Below are 17,209 nucleotides of genomic sequence, written 5' to 3'. Positions count from 1 at the left end.
AGCCCTGCGAAACGCCGGAAAACCCCCAAAGCTGGCCTTCATCGCCATCGCCCGAAAGCTCCTCGTCACCGCAAACGCCCTCCTGCGCGACCAACTCTCATTCCAGCCGTAAACACAGTTGCCGGCTCTCCGCTTCGCTGCGGCCGGGATGACGAGGGGAGGGAGTGGGGGGCAGCGTCCAAATCCTGGCCTTTGAGGCTGACGCTTTACGTCGCAAAGTGAGGCGGTTCCCGGTGGAGGATTCGCCATGACCGACGACGTGAAGGCCATCCGCGACGATCTCGCCTTCCTGCGCGCCCTGGCTGAAGACGGCCGGCGTACGCCGCTGCTGGGCGGCTCGCTGCTGGCGGCGGCCGGCGGGTGCTACGGCCTGGCCAGCTTCGTTCAGTGGCTGATCCTGGCCCGGATCATCGCGATCCCGCCGGTCTCGCTGTTCGGCGTGTGGATCCTGGCCGTCGCTGTCCATCTGTCGATCCAGGCGCGACTGACCCGCCGCTTGGCCGTCAAGCCGGGCGTGGACTCGACCGCCAACCGCGCCAGCCGCGACGTCTGGAACGCCGTCGGGGTCGGCTGCTTCGTCCTGTTCGCCGCCCTGGCCGTGGCCAGCTGGACGGCGCGGACCGGCGTGTTGATCGGCTTCGCGCCCTCGATCGTGCTGGTGCTGTACGGCGCGGCCTGGTGGGTGGCGGCCTCGGTGTCGGGACTGGCCTGGATCCGCGCCGTGGCGGCCGGCGCGTTCGCAACGGCGATCGTCCTGGGCCTGTTGATCGGCTCGACCTGGGTGTGGCTGGCCTATGCCGCCGCCCTGGTCCTGCTGGCCCTGGTTCCCGGCCTGGTGCTGATGCGCCAGGAACCGCGGACGGACTGAGCGAACGGCGTGGAAGAGTTCGAGATCGACCGCCTGGACGAGGTGATCCACGGCCGCGTGCGGCTGGGGATCATGGCCTATCTCACCAGCGCGGGCGTCGCCGACTTCAACACCCTGAAGGCCAAGCTGTCGCTGACCGACGGCAACCTGTCGGTCCACCTGCGCAAGCTGGAGGAGGCCGGCTATGTCGCCATCGACAAGAGCTTCGTCGGCCGCAAGCCGCTGACCCGCGTCGCGCTCAGCGACGCCGGCCGCGCGGCCTTCGCCGGCTATCTCGACACAATCGCCAAGCTGGTCGAAGGCCGGCCCTGAGCTAGCTCCCGCACACCTTGCCGTTCAGCTTGCGCTGATAGGCTTCGGCCAGGCTCAGATACGGCGGCAGGAAGGTGTGCAGGGCGATCGGCTTGCCGTCGGTCGTCATCCCCGCCACGCCAGCCCGCAACTCGAAGTGCAGGTGGATGGTCGTGGGCGTGCCGCCGAAATCGTTCGATATCTTGCCCAGCTTCTGGCCCACCACGACCTGGTCGCCTTCCTTCACCGCCAGGGTCGCCACCTGCATGTGCAGGTAGCGATAGGTGTAGTGCGGCGCGGCCTTGGCCACGAGGGTGACGCTGTAGGTCCCGATGTCGGTGATCGTGCCGGCCTCGGCGGCCACGCCCCAGTGCTCGTTCTTCTTGCAGGTGGCCGGGCGGATGTCCTGGCCCTGGTGGCCCGTGCCGGCCCCCGCGCACAGCGGGTTGGCGCGCGAGCGGGCCTCGCAGAAGGTGTCGTGCCAGGGCAAGGTGTAGTTGAGGCTGTCGCACTGGCTGGGCTTGCCGGGCGGGCCCATGCCGCCGCCGGGCCCGTAGACCTGCGAGTTCGGGAAGCCGGCGTCGGCCATCGGCCAGCACATCTTCGGCGACCAGACCGTGCGGTCCAGATAGCCCGGACCCTGCCCGGCCGGGATCGCCCCGGCGGGGGCGTGGTCGAACGTGGCCGGCGAGGGCGCGGGCGGTTCGGCCGGCTGCGGCGCGGGATCGGGGCTGGGCGGCACCGGCTCGCTGGACGGCTGCTCGGCCCCGCCGTCGCCGGGAGAGTCGTCGGCCGTGGGCGGTCCGGGTTCGGGCGAGGCCGGCGTCTTGACGTCGCTGCCGGCCGCCGGGGGCTTGGTGGTGTCGTCGCAGGCGGCCAGCGGCGGCAGGGCCAGGGCGGCGATCAGCAGGAGCGGGGAGACACGCATGCTCTAACCTCCCAGTCCGGCTTCGGCCCGGGCGGCCTTGCCCAGGACCACGGCCGTGGTCTTGCCGACCAGGCCCAGCACGTAGTTGTCGTCGACGCAGCGAGGGTCGCTGGGCGCGTCGCAGCGGATCTCCACCGTGTAGAGCACGCCGTAGCGCACGAAACTGGCCAGCTGGCCGTCGACCGTGCGCTGCACCGTCAGCATCTCCGGGCCGCTCTCGACCTTCAGCGGCTTGCTCGCCGGCATCGGCACGGTGGTGGTGGTCCCGCTCAGCGAGACGCCGCCGCCGACCGTGTCGGCCGTGATCGTGTAGTAGTCGCCGAAGCTGTAGATCCGCGCGCCCGCCGTCAGCTTGGCATCGCGGGGCAGCAGGATCGGCACGGCGGTGATGTCGACCTGGTCGCGATTGAGATTGGCCCCGAGGGTGTCGCCGACCCCGCCCGACTGCCGCAGGCCGCCGACCGCGCCTTGCCAGTCCACCCGGCTACGCGGACGCGCCACCAAGGCCGCGATCCCGGCCGTGGGCCGAGTCACCGTCGGCGCTGGCGCGGCCGCGCCCGGAATGGGCCGCCCCGCCGCGTCGCGCGTCTGCGCCTTGCTTGTCGTGATCCAGGCCGCACCCGCGACCAGGGCCGTGGCGACGGCCCCCGCCGTCACCAACCACTTTTCGTGACGCATGAAGTCCCCCACCGAACCGCGTTCGATAAAGCTCTAGCGTGAAAAGGCGGTGCTGTTAACCTTTGTCGTATGCTGCACTGCGATTGAACCCCGGCGGGTTCGTGTCTATATGGCGGGACTTGATCGACGGGCCTTGTGTGTGGCGGCCCGGAACACCTCAAATCGTTCAAAGGGATAGACTTCCCCGCCATGCTGCTCACCATGCTGAAGGCCAAGCTGCACCGCGCCACGGTGACCCAGGCCGACCTCGACTACGAAGGCTCGATCGCCATCGACCGCGACCTGCTGGACGCCTCGGGCATCCTGCCCAACGAGCAGGTCGACGTGCTGAACATCACCAACGGCGCGCGCTTCACCACCTACGCCATCGAGGCCCCGCGTGGCTCGAAGGTGATCGGCGTCAACGGCGCCGCCGCCCGCCTGGTGCAGAAGAACGACCTCGTGATCGTCGTCACCTACTGCCAGATGCCGGCCGAGGAGGCGCGCAACTACGCCCCGACCGTCGTGCTGCTGGACGAAGGCAACCTGATCAAGAAGGCGGCCTGATGCGCCGGCCCTGGATGCGGCGAGTGGCCCTGGTCGCGCTCGCCGCCGCCGGCCTCGCGGCGTGCTCGCCCCAGCTGCCCGAAGGGATCGACGCGAGCGTCCTGACCCAGGCGGTCGGCCGCTCGATCGGCTCGCCCTCGACCTGCGTCGTGATCGCCGACGCCAAGGGCAAGCTGGTCTGGCGGGGCGGCGGCTATATCACCTGCTCGCGCAACCTGCCTGATTGCGAGGGCGCGCAGACCACGGCCGAGGACCTGGTGAAGGCCAATCTGGGCAAGCCGGCCCGTTTCCTCAGCTGCCCCAGCGCGCCCGGCGCGGCCAACACGGTCGGCTGGGCCATCGGCCCGGTGCCGACCGGCGAGGGCAAGCCCGACCGCCACCTGACCTATGTGGCGGTCATGGAGGGCGAACGCGCCCTGCCGGGCCTGGAGATCAAGGACCGCGTCGAGCGCGCCTTCCGGAAGGCCGGCTTCTAGCCCTCTCTCCGGTCCGAAAATCAAAGCCGCCGCCGGGATCTCCCGACGGCGGCTTTTTCGTCTCTACTTGGCCGCTTCGTACACGGCGCTGACGTCGATCCGGACCTTCAGCTCGCCGGACGCGACGCTGGTCGAGTCGGCCATCTCGCGCTTGGCCATGGCGTACATCGGCATCGGCGGCGGGGCAGGCTGGTAGCCGCCGCCTTCGCTCAGATTGACCAGGCGCACGGCCTTGTAGCCGGTGGCCCGGCCATAGAGCTCGGCCTTGGCCTGCAGGGCCTTGACCGCTTCCAGACGCGCCGCGTCCTCGGCCGCCTGCGGGTTGGTCAGGCCGAAGCTGATGCCGTTCACCGTATTGGCCCCGGCCCCGACCGTGGCGTCGACGGTCGCGCCCAGCTTGGTCAGGTCGCGGACGGTGATCGTCACCTGGTTCGAGGCCTGGTAGCCGGTCAGCCGGGGCGGCTTGTTCTGCTCATAGACGTACTGGGCGTTGATGCTCAGGTTCGAGGTCTGGATGTCGCGCTCGGCGACCCCGGCCTTCTTCAGGGCGGCCATCACCTGGTTCATGCGCGCGCCGTTGGCCGAGAGGGCGGCGGCGGCGGTCGGGGCGTCGGTCTGGACGCCCAGGCTGATCGAGGCCATGTCCGGCGCGACGCGGGTCTCGCCATAGGCCGACAGGCTGAAGGTGGTGGCCTTGAACGCGGCGTCGGCGCCGGTCTGGGCCAGGGCCGGAGCGGCCGCGCCCATCAGTAGCGCGCCGCCGATCAGGGCGGGGAGAGCGAAGGTCGCCAAGGGGTGGCGAGCGGTGTTGGTCATCGTTCTTTCTCCAGGGCTATCGGGCGCCAGAAAGCGTCGCCAGACAGCTAGGACGCCTTGGTGACAGGCTCAACCTGAACCGGAGCTTTAAGCCGCGTTCGGCTCATGCTAATCCGCCGGCTCGCCGTACGCTCACACGTATCCGCGCGGGCCTGTAGCTCAATGGTTAGAGCCGACCGCTCATAACGGTCTGGTTGGGGGTTCGAGTCCCTCCAGGCCTACCAAAACTTCTTAAGCTTGAGTGATGGATTGGCCATGGCCGATCGATGCGGAACGGCAATGAAGGCCGCTGCCCCTAAGAGCGGCGGCCGTTCCTGCTATTCGGCGGTTGCTGTCTGCTGGATTGCAACGAACTCGTTGAAAGGAACGAGTCGGTTCCAAAGTCGCTGATCGGAAACAAGGTGGCGTTCGCTTTTGCCACCTATCGAAGGCGGGATTTCGGCGACCTGCTTGATCTGTCCGTATTCGTCTCGCCAGACTGCGTAGCAGCCAGATACGTAGAGATGTATTTCCGGATTGGTCATGGTGACGCTCTTCTGAGACGCGCGCTGGTGCGCGCGAAAGAAGTATCAGGCATGCGGGTGGACCCTCAGGAGCGCGCGGATATCGCGGCTTCCGACCGACTCTAGCGCTGAATTCCACCACCCCTCACACCACCGGATAAGCATCCCCAATCTTCGTCCCCGTCTTGTAGTGCACCCCCGGCTGGGCCGTGAAGCTGACGTTACTCTTGGCTTCGAACAGCACGATGATGTCCGAGCCGCCGAACTGGAAGTAGGCGATCTCCTCGCCCTTGCGCAGGGTGACGCCGACCTCGGCGGTCAGGACCACCGACGAGACCTGGCACATGCCGATCGGCAGCACGGCCACGAGGCCGATGGGGGTGTCCAGCACGATCAGACCGCGGGCCTGGGCGAACTGGTAGCCGGCTGCGTCCGGGGCGTCGAAAGCGCGCAGCGGCTTGAGCTTGTGGACGCCGTTAGTGTCGCCGGCGACCGGCTCGGCCACCACCTCCAGATAGACCTGGCCGGGGATGACCCGCGCCTCCAGCACCGTGCCGCCGACCGGCGCGTGCTGGCGGTGATAGTCGTTGGGGCCCAGGAAGGCGTGCATGAACAGGCCGTTCGTGAAGCGGTCCTTGTACGGACTGCCCTCCATCAGCTCCTCGATCTTCCAGTGCAGGTTCTTCACGGTGACGTGGCTATCGGTGCGGATCTCCCACTGGCCGGCGAAGGTGGAGTCGGCCGGCGAGACGATCACCCGCTGGTCGGCGACCGCCGCCACCGGCCGGTAGCCCGGCTTGAAGTTGCGGGCGAAGAACTGGTTGAAGCTCTTCCAGCCGCCGTGCGGCTCGATGTAGTCGTCCATGTTGTAGCTGGGAGACTTGCGGAAGCTCTCCAGCGAGGCCGGCGTCAGGGATCCCGGCGTGTCCAGGAAGAGGCCCAGGGCGTTGGCATAGTCCACCAGCCAGGCCGACAGCGGCGTCAGGGGCGGGGCCTTGTCGTGCGGCACGACCTTGTTCTGCAGGCCCTTCACCGCGTCCTGGTCCAGCACGAAATAGAACTTGCAGAGCTTGTTATAGACCTCGCGGCCCGGCTCGTTCTCGCTGGGGATCCAGGTCAGAAAGTCGTTGATGTAGACGTAGTAGCTCTCGAGGTTCTTGAGATCGGCCAGCTCTGGAATGTTCCACGCCCGGGCCTCGGCGACGGCCTTTTCGAACCGCGCCTCCCAGCCGTTGTCCTTGATCAGTTTCTGCAGCTTCAGGACCACGGGATGCCATTTGCTCACGGTCTGTCCTCCAAGGGGGGTTGGGCAACGGGAGTGGCGCGGTGGGCTAGCTCTCTATTCGTGTATCCGCCAAATTAACTTCTCATAGTTGTATGACCCCGCTGTTCGCCCGTAAAGCGCGACCCGCGCTCGGCGCGCCGATTTGCTGTCGATGCAAACTGGGCGGCATTTCTCGATTTTGTCTCACGCGCAAAAATTAACCTGCGTCAGAGTCGGACGCATGCGCCGCCGCGACCGATCGACTCACGCGAAGGAGGCGTGCAGAGTAGGGATGTTGAAGGCGGAGGTTGTCGTGTTCTCGGTAACGCGTTTCTGCGTACAGGCCTTCGGAAGGCGGGGCGGGGCCCTACTGCCGACCGAGGTTCGGGAGTGCTATTTCGAGGCGGACGCGCGGCGCGAGATGGAGGTCCTGGCCCGTCGATCCTCGGGCGTGGCGCTGTACCGCGTGCGCGGCGAGCCGCTGTCGGGCCTGTGGGGAAAGCCCAGGCTGATCGCGCGCCAGGGCGAGATCCTGGCGCTGGAGTAGGCGGGAATTATCCCGTCTTCTTCAGGGTTTGGCCGATCTCGACCAGCTGGATGCGCTGCACGGGCTGCAGCTGGTCCCAGATCGACCAGATCGCCTCGCCGGCCGCCGGGTCGCGCATGATCAGGTCGGCCGGTTCGCAGCGATAGATGGTCGCCAGCGCCTCCAGCACGTCCTGGGAATAGCCGGTCTCGCCGCGCTCGACGCGCGAGAGCTGGGCTGCCGAATAGGGATAGCCGACCTCGAGCTCCAGCCGTTCGACGGCCTGCTCCAGGTTCATGCCGCGGTGCTTGCGCCAGGCGCGGATGAAGGTCTTCGCGCGCTGCTTCGCCTTGGCCTGCCGGTCGGGGGTCATGCAAATCCGGGGGTAGGTGCGAAAGGGGAATGTCCAGCCATTAAACACAAAATTTGCTTGCCATGCAAATTTGTATTTGGTACAAATTAGGTATTCCGAGAGTTCCGCCCAGGCGACGCGAGCCGGGCGGTTTCCGCGAAATTCCCTCCATCGGCTCCAGCCGCAGGAAGTCCCAGATGATTCCGATCCACGCGACCGGTCCGGCCGGTCATGCGCCTCTCCATGCCCCGATGCCGGGCTATGTCGCCCGCCGCACCGAGGCCGATCGCCGGCCGCCGCGCGCGGTGCTGACCGCCCGGTTGATGGGCGATCCGCGCCCCGACCGCTACGTGCTGTCCGAGGCGATCCGCACCCGCCTGTGCGGCGCCGCGCCGGCCGAGCCCGTCGTGCCGGCCAAGGTCCTGGCCGTGCTGGAGGCCCTGGTCGACGRCCCGCTGACCTTGGCCGACCTGGCCGACGAGATGGCCGTCAGCCTGTCGGCCGGCAGCGACCGCGCTCAGGCCGCGCGCTTCCTTGGCCTGGTCGAGCGCCTGGGCGGCCGGCCCTGCCGGGTGCGGCTGACGCCGGCCGGCCGGGACGCGCTGGAAGCCTAGGCGATGGGCGGGCTCCAGGACGAGGTCGCCGAGGGCGCCATCGATCAGGCCGTCCGCGCCTGCGGGCCGCGCAAGCCGATGCTGTGCGCGATCATCCGCGCCGCCGGCCGGATGCTGGCGCGGAGCGAGGGCCACGACTTCGTCGCCCAGGTCTGCGCCGGCGAGGCCCGCCGCCACGCCCTGGCCCAAAACCGACGCGGCGTCCGCTTCGGACGCTGAACATATCGAAAGGGGAACCGTCATTTCCATCCAAGTCCTCCGCCCCGAGGGGCTGACCTCGGCCGAGCTCAGAGACCTGGCCCGCGCCGACCGCGCCGCGGCCCTGGCCATCAGTCCTGCCGCCCGCCAGGCGGCCCGCGAGGCCGTGCTGCGCATCGCCGGCGCTCAATTGGCCCGGACCGAGGAGTCCGACGTCGCCGCTGGCCTAGTCGAGACCCTGGCCCTGGCCCGCGCGCGCGGCGAGACGGTCGAGGTCCCCGAGGGGACTGACGGCGGGCCCCTACGGGTCTCCAGCCGCGACGGCCTGCACAGCCTGCGCCAGGGCGGCCACATCACCGACGCCCACTACGCCGTCGGCCTGCTGTACCGCGCCGGCTTCGAGGCGAGGGGGCGCGACCTGCGCGTCGCCAGCCTGGAACCCGGAAGCGGCGGCGGCCACGACAACGACCGCTTCGTCACCGCCCGGCTGCGGCGCGCGCGGATGCTGGACTTCGTGGTCCGCGCCGACCGCGCCGTGGCCATGTCTCTGGCCGACAAGCCCATGGCCCTGCGCCTGTTGCGCGCCGTGGTCGGCGAGGGGACCAGCCTGTCGGCCTGGGGCGCCGGCCGCGCCTTCGCCCGTAACCGCGAAGTCTTGGTCGAAGCTTTGGATCTCGTCCTGGCGCTGGCCAAGCAGATCGCACGCGACCGTAAAAATAAGAACAAATAGCGAACAAATAGATTGGCTGCTGGGAAGGTAAAAGGTCTAATCCAATCACAGTCGGAGATACGCCCCAGGCGGGGCCTTCAACCTCAAAAGACTGAAGACCTTCCTCCCAATCTCTTCCGGATCTCGCGCTCGACTTGAGGCGTGGGCCGTCTTTTCGCGAACCCGCCCGTCTTCGGACGGCGGGTTCCTCGTCTCGTCTCCCCATCATCAGGGACCTCGACATGACCCTTCTTCCCAACGCCGGGCGCCTTGCGGCTCTCGCGACCCGTCCGCACGCCCTGAGCCAGGCGGCCAGCCGATGAGCGTGCTGAAGATCCGCGCGGCGCTGGAGACGGCGCTGACCGCGATGAGCCCGGCCCTGGCCACGGCCTGGGAAAACACGACCTACGCGCCGACGGCGGGAACGCCGTACCAGCGCGTGTCGATGACCTTCGCCGAGCCGGTCAACATCGAGTACGGCCGCAGCTTCCAGCAGGGCGGTCTGTTCGTGGTGACGCTCTGCTACCCGCAGGGCGCCGGCCCGGCCGACGCCGCCGCGCGCATCGAGTTGCTGCGCTCCACCTTCTATCGCGGGGCCGCGTTCACGGCCGACGGCCTGACCACCCTGGTCGCGCGCACCCCGCTGATCTTGGCCGCGACCCTGGAGGGCGACCGCTACGTCGTGCCCGTCCAGGTCCCGTTCCTGGCCACGATCACCAGCTGACGGCGGTCTCCGCCCGAAGGGACGGCTTCCGTCCAGACCCTCCACCCATCCCGACAACTTCCCAGGAGAAGATCCCCATGGCCGTCGCCCAGGGCATCAACAAGAAGACCGTCTACAAGAAGCAGACCGGCCTCGGCGCGCCCGCCGCCGGCGCCGGCGGCCAGGTCGTCCGCCGCACCACCTCGGTGTTCCAGGCCCCGCCCGACACCTTCGAAAGCAACGAGATCGTCAGCCACCAGCAGTCGACGGGCGTCGGTCTGGGCGTGGTCAAGCCGGCCGGCAAGATTGACGGCCTGCTGTCGCCGGGCACCTACGCGACCTTGCTGGGCTCGCTGCTGCGCAAGGACATGGCCGCCGGTGTCTCGGCCGCCGGCGCCTCGATCACCATTGCCGGCTCGGGCCAGACCTACACCCTGACCCGCGCCGCCGGCTCCTACCTGACCGACGGCTTCAAGGTCGGTGACGTGGTGCGGCTGACGGCGGGGACGTTCAACGCCGCCAACACCCAGAAGAACCTGCTGATCGTGACCCTGGCCCCGCTGGTGGCGACGGTCCGCGTGATCAACGGCTCGACCATGGTCCCCGAAGGCCCGGTCACCGGCGCCACCGTCGCCGTGTCGGGCAAGAAGTCGCTGGTCCCGCTGTCGGCCCACACCAACGACTACTACACCTTCGAGGAGTGGTATCCGGACCTGGGCCGCTCGGAAGCCTATGCCGACCAGCAGGTCGGCCAGGCCGCGCTGAACCTGCCGGCCACCGGCAACGCCACGATCAGCCTCGACACCGTAGGCCGCACCCGCGTCCTGGGCGCCGCTCAGGTGCTCACGACCCCGACCGCCGAGACCGTCACCGACATCCTGACGGCGGTGAACGGCGTGATCCTGGTCAACGGCGCGCCGGTCGCCAACGTCACCGGCGCCCAGGTGACCATCAACGGCAACGCCGCCCACAGCGACGCCGTGGTCGGCTCGAACGTGGTCGACGACATCCAGCGAGGTCGCATCGCCGTGTCGGGCTCGTTCACCGCCAAGTTCGACGGCGTAACGCTGCAGACCATCTTCGACAGCCGCTCGACCACCTCGCTGGTGCTGGCGGTGACCGAGGACGCCACGGCCAACGCCGACTTCGTGGTCATCAACCTGCCGATGATCAAGCTGACCGGCGACACCCCCGACGACGGCGAGAAGGCGGTGATCCGGACCTATCCGTTCACGGCCCAGATCAACGGCGCCGGCGGCGCGGCCCTGGCCAGCGACCAGACCATCATCGCCATCCAGGACAGCGCCGCCTAACCGCCGGCGTCCTTTCCCGTCCCACTCCCCCTCAACTCAACGGCCGGGTCGCGCCCGGCCGTCCTTTTCAAGGACACGACCATGATGAAGTCCCCGACCGAAACCACCCTGTTCGACCTGAACGATCTCGACGCCGTCGCCGCCGGCGACACTCCGTTCGAGGTCGAATATGTCCGCGCCGACGGCTCGGGCTCCGGCGTCTTCCTGCTGGTGCTGGGCGGCCAGTCCGAGAAGGTCCAGGGCGAGGTCAATCGCCTCGTCAACGACCGGCGGAAGAAGCAGGCGATCGCCGCGGCCATGCAGGGCCGCGCCAATCCCGAAAAGGCCGACTTCACCCCGATCGAGGACGACATCGCCTTCGGCCATCGCCTGACCGCCGTCCGCCTGGTCGGCTGGCGCGGCATCAAGCAGGAGTGGTCGGCCGACAACGCCTACCGCCTGGTCAGCCGCAATTCCGAGATCGCCGAGCAGGTCACCGCCGCGTCGAACAACCTCGGAAATTTTATGCTGGCCAAGTCCGCGGCCTGATCGCCTACGCCCGCGAGCGGTTCGAGCTCGCGGGCCGGCAGGACGACGGCGAGCCGCTGCGGACCCACCTCGAAAGCCTGGCCCGCCAGGGCGACGCCGAGGCGACCTGGCGGCTCGCCAACCCGCCGCGGTTGTCGCCGCACGTGGCCCACCTGTGGGCCTGGTACGCCGACCTTTGCCAGACCCGCCAGAGCGGCGGGTTTGGTCCGTCGCGTCTCTCGCGCCTGGAGGTCCAGGCCTGGGAGCGTGACGAGGGCGTGCGGCTGGAGCCCTGGGAACGCCGGGCCCTGCTGGCCCTCGACGCCGAACACCTTCTGACGCTGACGGCCCCCAGCAAGGGCGGCTGACCACCTTACGGGCTGCGCTTTCCCGAGCGGGAGCGTGGCCCGAACCTTTTGGGGAGACGCGGCATGGCCGATCCAACACCCGCCGATCTGCGTGAGCTTGAAAAGGCGGCCAGGAAACTCGTCGATACGCAGAAGGATCTGCGTGGTGCAATCGACAAGACCACCGGCGCGATGGGCATTTTCACCAGCCGGGCGACCACCAGTCTCGCGGGCCTCATCGCGCTCGACAACCAGATTTCAGTGCTGATGAAGGCGACTTCGCCTCTCGAGGAGGCGTTTGCCAGCGTCAACGGCGCGCTCGACGCGACGGCCACGCTGGCAAAATCGAGCGGCGAGGCGCTGGCAAGTCTCACGAAGACGGCCGCAGGCGTCGGCCAGGCCCTAGGCGGAGTCGCCGAGCAGCACGAAGCGCTCGGCAAGGCCCAGGCCAAGAGCAAGGAGATCACGCGGCTCTCCTCGGATGAGGTCAAGAAGCTGGGCGGCTCTCTGAAATCTACCTTCGATTCCCTCGCTTCCGGAGCCGACCCGTTCAAGGTGTTCCTGGAACAAGGCCCGGCGATCGCCGAAGTCTTCGCCGGCGCGGCCAAGAGCGGCGTTGGGTTCAGGGGGGTCTTGCTCGGTATCGCCGAGACGGTCGCGCCGCTGGCCCTTCCCTTTGCCGCCGTCGCGGCAGCGGCGGCGGCCATCGCCGCGCCCTTCGCCATCGGTGCGGCGTCGATCAATCAATCCAACAAGGACATTACTTCGGGTCTGGGGCTGACGGCCGAGCAACTGAAGAATGTGAAGGACAAGTCCGTCACGATGGGTGATGTCGCGACGGCGACGTTCCAGGTGCTCGGCGAGAAGCTCAAGTCGGCCTTTGGCCCGTCGGTCAGCCAGGCCGGCGAGGACTTCCAGAAGTTCCTGGCTGGCCTGGCCAAACCCGCCGCCGAAGCCGTCGCGAACGTGATCGGCGCCTTCGCTGGAGCCTACGCGGCGATCCGCGCCACCTGGTCCATGCTGCCGGCGGCGATGGGCGATATTATCTATTCCGGCGCCAATCTTCTCATCGACGGCGTCGAGAAGATGATCAACGGCGTGATCGCGCTGGTGAACGGCATGATCACGTCCGTCAACGGCATCGCCAAGAAGCTCGGGCTGGCGATCAGTCTCCCCGAACTCAGCGATGTTCATATCCAACGGCTGAACAACAAGTACGCCGGCGCGGCCAAGGCGGTCGCCGATATCGCGGGCAAGGCGTACAAAGACGCGTTCAAAGGCGCCCACGACGCAACGATCGCGACCTTTCACGAGATCGCGGACAAAAGCGTCGAGGTGGCTCAGGAACGCATCAAGAAGAGCGTGCCCAAGGGCGAGAGACGGGGCGGCGCTGGGAAGGCGGGCGCCGCCGTGTCGCAGCGCGACTATGGCGAGGTCACCTACAAAGAACCGGTCTCTGTCGTCCAAGAAGCTCCGATCGAGGCCATGCGCCCGGCCGTCATCAACGCTGACGAGTTCATCAAGATCGACGATACGCTCAGCAAGCCGCTGGATGACCTGATCAAGAAGCTGACCGCCGTCAACACGTTGGCGCCAGAACTCGGCAAGCAGTTCGAGGCGGCCTTCGGCAAGACCGGCAAGGCGCTGGGCGGCGTGCTGACCAGCTTCTCCGCCTATTCGCTGGAGGTGGCCAAGATCGACCGAGAGGCCGTGGGCCGGGGCCTGACAGCCGAAGAACAGGAGAAGCGCACCGAGATCCAGATCAAGGGCTACGCCGCAGTGGCCGGGGCCGCCAAGGGGTTCTTCAAGGAAAACTCCGACGGCTACAAGGCCTTGGAAGTCGCCGAGATCGCCTTCAGCACCATTCATACCCTCAACACGATCAAGGGGATGGCGCTCGAGACGACGTCGGCGGCTCACACTGCGGGGACGCAGGCGGCCAAGCAGGGGGCGTACGGCGCTACGGCCTACGCCCACGCCCTGGCTGATCTGCCGTTCCCGCTCAATTTGCTGGCGGGAGCGGCGGTTTTGGCGGCGCTGGTTCAGGCCGGGGCGGCCATCAAGGGCAAGCCCGGCGGTGGCGGCGGAGCCGCCCCCGGCGCCAATGACATGAAGACCCGCCAGGAGACTCAAGGCTCCGGCTCCGTCCGCGGCGACCCCAAGGCCAAGTCCGAGAGTCTGGAAAAGGCGCTGACCCACGCCCAGGCCTACGAGAACAAAGACCTCGAATACGGCAACGCCATGGTCCGGTCGCTGAAGTCGATCGACGACCAGATCGGCGCGGTGGCCGCCGCCTTGGCGCGGTCGTTCGGGGCCGGCGGCATGCTGAGCGCCGAAGGCCTGAGCCTGGGCAAGACCGGCTCGTCTCCGACGCTGTCGAACCTGGGCTTCTCGAAGTCCACGACCCGGACGCTGCAGGATCAAGGCATCCAGTTCAACGTCGCCAGCCTCGGCGACATCGTGAAGGGAAGCCTGTCCGGCTCGACCTATCAGCAGGTCCTGGAGAACACCAAGAGTAAGGTCTTCGGGATCACCTCCTCGAACAAGAGCAAGGTGATCACCGAAACTGCCGCCCTGGACGTCGATTTCCTCGACCAGGTCGGCAAGCTGATCGGCTCGCTGGGCAAGGGCGTCGCAGACGCGGCCATGGCTCTGGGGGCGACCGACGTCGAGGCGACCCTGGCGAAGTTCAAGGTCGACCTCGGCAAGCTGTCGTTCAAGGACATGACGGGCGCGCAGATCGAGGAGGCGTTGAACGCGGTCTTCGGCAAGCTGGGCGACGACATGGCCAAGGCGGCCGCGCCGACCATCGCCGAGTTCCAGAAGGTGGGCGAGGGGGCTTTCGAGACCCTGGTCCGCGTGGCGCGTCAGTACGAGGTGATCGACACCACGCTGAAATCCGTCGGCATGAAGCTCGGCGAGGTCGGCGTGGCCTCGCTGGGCGCGCGGGAACGGCTGGTCGAGCTGGTCGGCGGCCTCGACAACCTGACCGACCAGACCGCCTTCTTCGGCGAGCATTTCCTGACCGAGGACCAGCGCCTCGCGCCGGTCAAGGACACCGTCGCCGCCAAGCTGACCGAGCTGAAGCTGCCGACGAACCTGTCGCGCGAAGACTTCGCCAAGGCGGTTCAGAGCCAGGACGTTTCCACCGAAGCGGGGGCCACGCTCTACGCCGCCCTGCTGGCCCTGGCTCCGGCCTTCGACAAGGTGGCCACGGCCGCCGAAGCCGCCAAGGCGGCGATCGACGACCGGCGAACCTCGATCCAGGACCAGATCGACGAGCTGACTCTGTCGCCGGCCCAGAAGCTGGCCAAGGCGCGTGGTGTCGAAAAGGACGCCGTCGAGAAGCTGGACGCATCGTTGCTCCCCCTGCTCAAGTCCCTGTGGGACCTGCAGGACGCCGCCCAGAAGGCCGCCGAGGCGCAGGCCTTGGCCAACGACCGGTCCAGCGCCCGCGCCGACATGCTGGACGCGCAGGGGTTCACCGAACAGGCCAAGACCATCCGGCGTGACTTGGCCCTGCAGAGCGTCAAGGACCCGGAGCAGCAGGGCTACATGCGACGCACCTGGGCCGCCGAGGACGCCGCCGCCAAGGTGTCGGCGGCGCGCGACGTGCTGACCCAGGCCTACGAGAATGAGAAAACCGTCCTCGAGCAGACCAAGGACAAGTTCGATGCGCTGTCCAAGTCCCTGAAGGCGTTCAGCGCCAGCCTGTCGGACACGATCACCGGGGCCGATCTCGCCACGCGTTATCGGACGACCCGCGACAGATTCCAAACCACGGCGGCGCTCGCCCAAAAGGGCGATGAGAAGGCCCTGGAACGGCTGCAGGCCGAGGGCGAGGCGTTCACGGGCGCCGCGCGCGATTACGCCTCGACCAGTCTGGACTATCTGCGCGACGTCGGCCTAGTCCGCTCGGCCGTCGATGACGCGGCGGTCGCCGCCGACAACCAGGTCTCGATCGCCAAGCAGCAACTGGATACGCTCGAGAAGTCAGTCGAAGGACTGATCGCCATTAACGGCAGCGTGATCTCAGTCCAGCAAGCGATCGCCAATCTCCAGGCGGCCAATCAAGCCGCCGCGGGGGCTGGCGTGGTCTCGGTGGGCGGAATGTCGACTTCACCCGGCGGGACACAACCGTCGGCCCCGACGCAGGCCCAGAAGAGCCTCGCCAACGCCAACATGGCCTGGCTGCTCACCCATGGCATGCTCAGCGCGGCCAACGACACCAAACCGGACGACGCGACCAAGGCCTATATCGCCCTCGGGAACACCTACCAACCCGGTTACATGGACATCGTCAACACGCAGGGGATCAACGCCGCCAACGCGTTGGTCGACGCCGGCAAGCTGTCGTTCCTGCAGGGCGGTTCTCTGAACTTCGCCACCGGCGGCGGCTTCGAGGTCGGGGGCTCCGGCCCGCCGGACTCCAAGCTGTTCAACCTGGCCCTCAGCCCCGGTGAGGCGGTCAACGTCCAGCGCGCCGACCAGAAGGGCGACCAATCCCTCGTCACCGAACTGCGACGCCTGCGCGAGGAGCTCGCCGACCTGCGCGCCACCAGCGTCCGCATCGCCAACAGCAACGACAAGATGGAGCGCACCTTGACCAATGTCACCGAAGGCGGACGCGCCATGATGACCGAGGCGGCCGCCTGATGCGCGCCCTGCCTCCCATTCCCATCACGCCGGCCCTCCTGACCAGCACCTCCTGCGCCGAGCCTTCGGCGGGGGAGGCGGCCTGGGCCAGCGGAACCACCTACGCCATCGGCGACCGGGTGATCAGCACCACCACCCACCGGGTCTATGAGAGCCTGAAGGCCAGCAACGCCGGCAAGGATCCCACCCTGGCGGCCAACGCCTCCTGGTGGCTGAACGTCGGCCCGACCAACCGTTGGGCCATGTTCGACCTGCTGCGCAACACCGGTACGACCACGGCCTCGCCGCTGACCGTGTCGATCACACCCGGCCAGCGCGTCGACTCGATCGGCGTCGTCGGCATGGTCGCCGATACGGTCAGCGTCACCGTCACGGTGGCGGGCGCCACGGTCTACACGGCCTCGACCAACCTGCTGAACCGGCCGACCAGCGGCTGGTACGACTACTTCTTCGGCGCATTCCGCTACCGGCAGGAGTTCGCCCGCTTCGACCTGCCGCCCTACACCAACGCGGTCATCACCATCTCCCTGACCAAGGCGAACGGAAACGTCACCTGCGGCGGCGTGGTGCTGGGCTCGTCGGTCTATCTGGGCCGCACCCTGCACGAGGCCGAGAGCGACGCGCTGAACTTCTCGAAGATCGACCGCGACGACTTCGGGACCGCCACCCTGGTGCCGCGCCGCTCGGTGCCGCGCACCGTCCAGACCCTTCGCTGCAAGAAGACCGACGTCGATCGGATCCTGCAGCTGCGCGACGACCTCAACGCCACGCCGGCGCTGTGGTCGGGCCTGGACGACCAGGACAGCGGCTACTTCTCGGCCCTGCTCATCGTGGGTGTCTACAAGCGGTTCACGATCTCGATGGACCAGCCGGAAGACGCCCTGATTTCCCTCGAACTCGAAGAGGTCTGACCC

The 17,209-nt window shown here is 67.9% G+C and carries 20 protein-coding genes and 1 tRNA gene; 15 read left to right on the top strand and 6 right to left on the bottom strand.

Annotated elements, in window-relative coordinates:
• Nucleotides 1-247: 247 nt before the first annotated feature.
• Together AC1DSO_RS16805 and AC1DSO_RS16800 are read left to right on the top strand one after the other, a co-directional pair.
• The gene (locus AC1DSO_RS16805) at nt 248-868 is read left to right on the top strand and encodes a hypothetical protein (RefSeq protein WP_477069908.1); all 621 of its coding nucleotides are present in this window, start codon (nt 248-250) and stop codon (nt 866-868) included.
• Between the two features lie 9 nt (nt 869-877).
• On the top strand, nt 878-1,180 hold the full coding sequence (locus tag AC1DSO_RS16800; protein WP_477069907.1) for a winged helix-turn-helix domain-containing protein: 303 nt from the start codon (nt 878-880) through the stop codon (nt 1,178-1,180).
• A 1-nt stretch (nt 1,181) separates the two neighbouring features.
• On the opposite strand, the gene AC1DSO_RS16795 is transcribed toward AC1DSO_RS16800, so the two are convergent.
• Both AC1DSO_RS16795 and AC1DSO_RS16790 read right to left on the bottom strand, forming a co-directional pair.
• Nucleotides 1,182-2,087, bottom strand: a complete 906-nt coding sequence (locus AC1DSO_RS16795; RefSeq protein WP_477069906.1) for a M23 family metallopeptidase — start codon at nt 2,085-2,087, stop codon at nt 1,182-1,184.
• A gap of 3 nt (nt 2,088-2,090) precedes the next feature.
• Nucleotides 2,091-2,777 (bottom strand): hypothetical protein, encoded by a 687-nt coding sequence (locus AC1DSO_RS16790; RefSeq protein WP_477069905.1) that lies wholly within the window; start codon nt 2,775-2,777, stop codon nt 2,091-2,093.
• 177 nt (nt 2,778-2,954) lie between these two features.
• On the opposite strand from AC1DSO_RS16790, the gene panD reads away from it, so the two are divergent.
• Nucleotides 2,955-3,311: an aspartate 1-decarboxylase gene (panD, locus tag AC1DSO_RS16785; RefSeq protein ID WP_010920154.1), complete on the top strand. Its 357-nt coding sequence runs from the start codon at nt 2,955-2,957 to the stop codon at nt 3,309-3,311.
• Entirely contained in the window at nt 3,311-3,787 is a 477-nt protein-coding gene (locus tag AC1DSO_RS16780) for a hypothetical protein (RefSeq protein ID WP_477069904.1), read from the top strand. The genes panD and AC1DSO_RS16780 overlap by 1 nt, the downstream gene beginning before the upstream one ends.
• Nucleotides 3,788-3,850: 63 nt before the next feature.
• Here the strand turns inward: AC1DSO_RS16780 and AC1DSO_RS16775 are convergent, their stop codons facing one another.
• A complete protein-coding gene (locus tag AC1DSO_RS16775) occupies nt 3,851-4,603 on the bottom strand; it encodes an SIMPL domain-containing protein (RefSeq protein WP_477069903.1) in 753 nt (250 codons plus the stop codon).
• Nucleotides 4,604-4,751: 148 nt separating this feature from the next.
• On the opposite strand from AC1DSO_RS16775, the gene AC1DSO_RS16770 reads away from it, so the two are divergent.
• Nucleotides 4,752-4,827: transfer RNA gene (locus tag AC1DSO_RS16770), tRNA-Ile, on the top strand.
• A gap of 93 nt (nt 4,828-4,920) precedes the next feature.
• Here AC1DSO_RS16770 and AC1DSO_RS16765 read toward each other — a convergent pair.
• Together AC1DSO_RS16765 and AC1DSO_RS16760 are read right to left on the bottom strand one after the other, a co-directional pair.
• The gene (locus tag AC1DSO_RS16765; RefSeq protein ID WP_477069902.1) at nt 4,921-5,127 is read right to left on the bottom strand and encodes a hypothetical protein; all 207 of its coding nucleotides are present in this window, start codon (nt 5,125-5,127) and stop codon (nt 4,921-4,923) included.
• 124 nt (nt 5,128-5,251) lie between these two features.
• On the bottom strand, nt 5,252-6,391 hold the full coding sequence (locus AC1DSO_RS16760; protein WP_477069901.1) for a phosphatidylserine decarboxylase: 1,140 nt from the start codon (nt 6,389-6,391) through the stop codon (nt 5,252-5,254).
• 292 nt (nt 6,392-6,683) lie between these two features.
• Here AC1DSO_RS16760 and AC1DSO_RS16755 point away from each other — a divergent pair, with 292 nt between their 5' ends.
• Complete coding sequence (locus AC1DSO_RS16755) at nt 6,684-6,917, top strand: hypothetical protein (RefSeq protein WP_477069900.1); 234 nt, start codon at nt 6,684-6,686, stop codon at nt 6,915-6,917.
• 7 nt (nt 6,918-6,924) lie between these two features.
• Here AC1DSO_RS16755 and AC1DSO_RS16750 read toward each other — a convergent pair whose 3' ends face one another.
• Complete coding sequence (locus AC1DSO_RS16750) at nt 6,925-7,269, bottom strand: helix-turn-helix domain-containing protein (RefSeq protein WP_056049980.1); 345 nt, start codon at nt 7,267-7,269, stop codon at nt 6,925-6,927.
• A 176-nt stretch (nt 7,270-7,445) separates the two neighbouring features.
• On the opposite strand from AC1DSO_RS16750, the gene AC1DSO_RS16745 reads away from it, so the two are divergent.
• From AC1DSO_RS16745 to AC1DSO_RS16705, 9 genes are all read left to right on the top strand, one after another.
• On the top strand, nt 7,446-7,862 hold the full coding sequence (locus AC1DSO_RS16745; protein WP_477069899.1) for a hypothetical protein: 417 nt from the start codon (nt 7,446-7,448) through the stop codon (nt 7,860-7,862).
• Nucleotides 7,863-7,865: 3 nt separating this feature from the next.
• Nucleotides 7,866-8,081 (top strand): hypothetical protein, encoded by a 216-nt coding sequence (locus tag AC1DSO_RS16740; protein WP_477069898.1) that lies wholly within the window; start codon nt 7,866-7,868, stop codon nt 8,079-8,081.
• 145 nt (nt 8,082-8,226) lie between these two features.
• Nucleotides 8,227-8,790 (top strand): hypothetical protein, encoded by a 564-nt coding sequence (locus AC1DSO_RS16735; protein WP_477069897.1) that lies wholly within the window; start codon nt 8,227-8,229, stop codon nt 8,788-8,790.
• Between the two features lie 298 nt (nt 8,791-9,088).
• Nucleotides 9,089-9,493, top strand: a complete 405-nt coding sequence (locus AC1DSO_RS16730) for a phage tail terminator-like protein (protein ID WP_477069896.1) — start codon at nt 9,089-9,091, stop codon at nt 9,491-9,493.
• A 77-nt stretch (nt 9,494-9,570) separates the two neighbouring features.
• Entirely contained in the window at nt 9,571-10,785 is a 1,215-nt protein-coding gene (locus AC1DSO_RS16725; protein WP_477069895.1) for a phage tail tube protein, read from the top strand.
• Nucleotides 10,786-10,866: 81 nt separating this feature from the next.
• Nucleotides 10,867-11,313 carry a hypothetical protein gene (locus tag AC1DSO_RS16720; protein ID WP_477069894.1) on the top strand — a complete coding sequence of 149 codons (447 nt, stop codon included), beginning with the start codon at nt 10,867-10,869 and terminating at the stop codon, nt 11,311-11,313.
• A complete protein-coding gene (locus tag AC1DSO_RS16715) occupies nt 11,199-11,660 on the top strand; it encodes a phage tail assembly chaperone (RefSeq protein ID WP_477069893.1) in 462 nt (153 codons plus the stop codon). The genes AC1DSO_RS16720 and AC1DSO_RS16715 overlap by 115 nt, the downstream gene beginning before the upstream one ends.
• Nucleotides 11,661-11,723: 63 nt before the next feature.
• A complete protein-coding gene (locus AC1DSO_RS16710) occupies nt 11,724-16,295 on the top strand; it encodes a hypothetical protein (protein WP_477069892.1) in 4,572 nt (1,523 codons plus the stop codon).
• The gene (locus AC1DSO_RS16705) at nt 16,295-17,206 is read left to right on the top strand and encodes a hypothetical protein (RefSeq protein ID WP_477069891.1); all 912 of its coding nucleotides are present in this window, start codon (nt 16,295-16,297) and stop codon (nt 17,204-17,206) included. Before AC1DSO_RS16710 ends, AC1DSO_RS16705 begins: the two co-directional genes overlap by 1 nt.
• Nucleotides 17,207-17,209: the final 3 nt, after the last annotated feature.

Source organism: Caulobacter sp. P4_E5 (assembly GCF_056401555.1).
The sequence above is the reverse complement of the archived record's forward strand: the minus strand, read 5'-3'. Positions and strand labels throughout refer to the sequence as shown.

Bases quoted from the DNA above. Each gene is read 5' to 3' on its own strand.
- AC1DSO_RS16775 (WP_477069903.1), bottom strand. From the start codon at position 4,603: ATGACCAACACCGCTCGCCACCCCTTGGCGACCTTCGCTCTCCCCGCC.
- AC1DSO_RS16750 (WP_056049980.1), bottom strand. From the start codon at position 7,269: ATGACCCCCGACCGGCAGGCCAAGGCGAAGCAGCGCGCGAAGACCTTC.
- panD (WP_010920154.1), top strand. From the start codon at position 2,955: ATGCTGCTCACCATGCTGAAGGCCAAGCTGCACCGCGCCACGGTGACC.
- AC1DSO_RS16805 (WP_477069908.1), top strand. From the start codon at position 248: ATGACCGACGACGTGAAGGCCATCCGCGACGATCTCGCCTTCCTGCGC.
- AC1DSO_RS16795 (WP_477069906.1), bottom strand. From the start codon at position 2,087: ATGCGTGTCTCCCCGCTCCTGCTGATCGCCGCCCTGGCCCTGCCGCCG.
- AC1DSO_RS16710 (WP_477069892.1), top strand. From the start codon at position 11,724: ATGGCCGATCCAACACCCGCCGATCTGCGTGAGCTTGAAAAGGCGGCC.
- AC1DSO_RS16740 (WP_477069898.1), top strand. From the start codon at position 7,866: ATGGGCGGGCTCCAGGACGAGGTCGCCGAGGGCGCCATCGATCAGGCC.
- AC1DSO_RS16725 (WP_477069895.1), top strand. From the start codon at position 9,571: ATGGCCGTCGCCCAGGGCATCAACAAGAAGACCGTCTACAAGAAGCAG.
- AC1DSO_RS16720 (WP_477069894.1), top strand. From the start codon at position 10,867: ATGATGAAGTCCCCGACCGAAACCACCCTGTTCGACCTGAACGATCTC.
- AC1DSO_RS16730 (WP_477069896.1), top strand. From the start codon at position 9,089: ATGAGCGTGCTGAAGATCCGCGCGGCGCTGGAGACGGCGCTGACCGCG.
- AC1DSO_RS16780 (WP_477069904.1), top strand. From the start codon at position 3,311: ATGCGCCGGCCCTGGATGCGGCGAGTGGCCCTGGTCGCGCTCGCCGCC.
- AC1DSO_RS16705 (WP_477069891.1), top strand. From the start codon at position 16,295: ATGCGCGCCCTGCCTCCCATTCCCATCACGCCGGCCCTCCTGACCAGC.
- AC1DSO_RS16765 (WP_477069902.1), bottom strand. From the start codon at position 5,127: ATGACCAATCCGGAAATACATCTCTACGTATCTGGCTGCTACGCAGTC.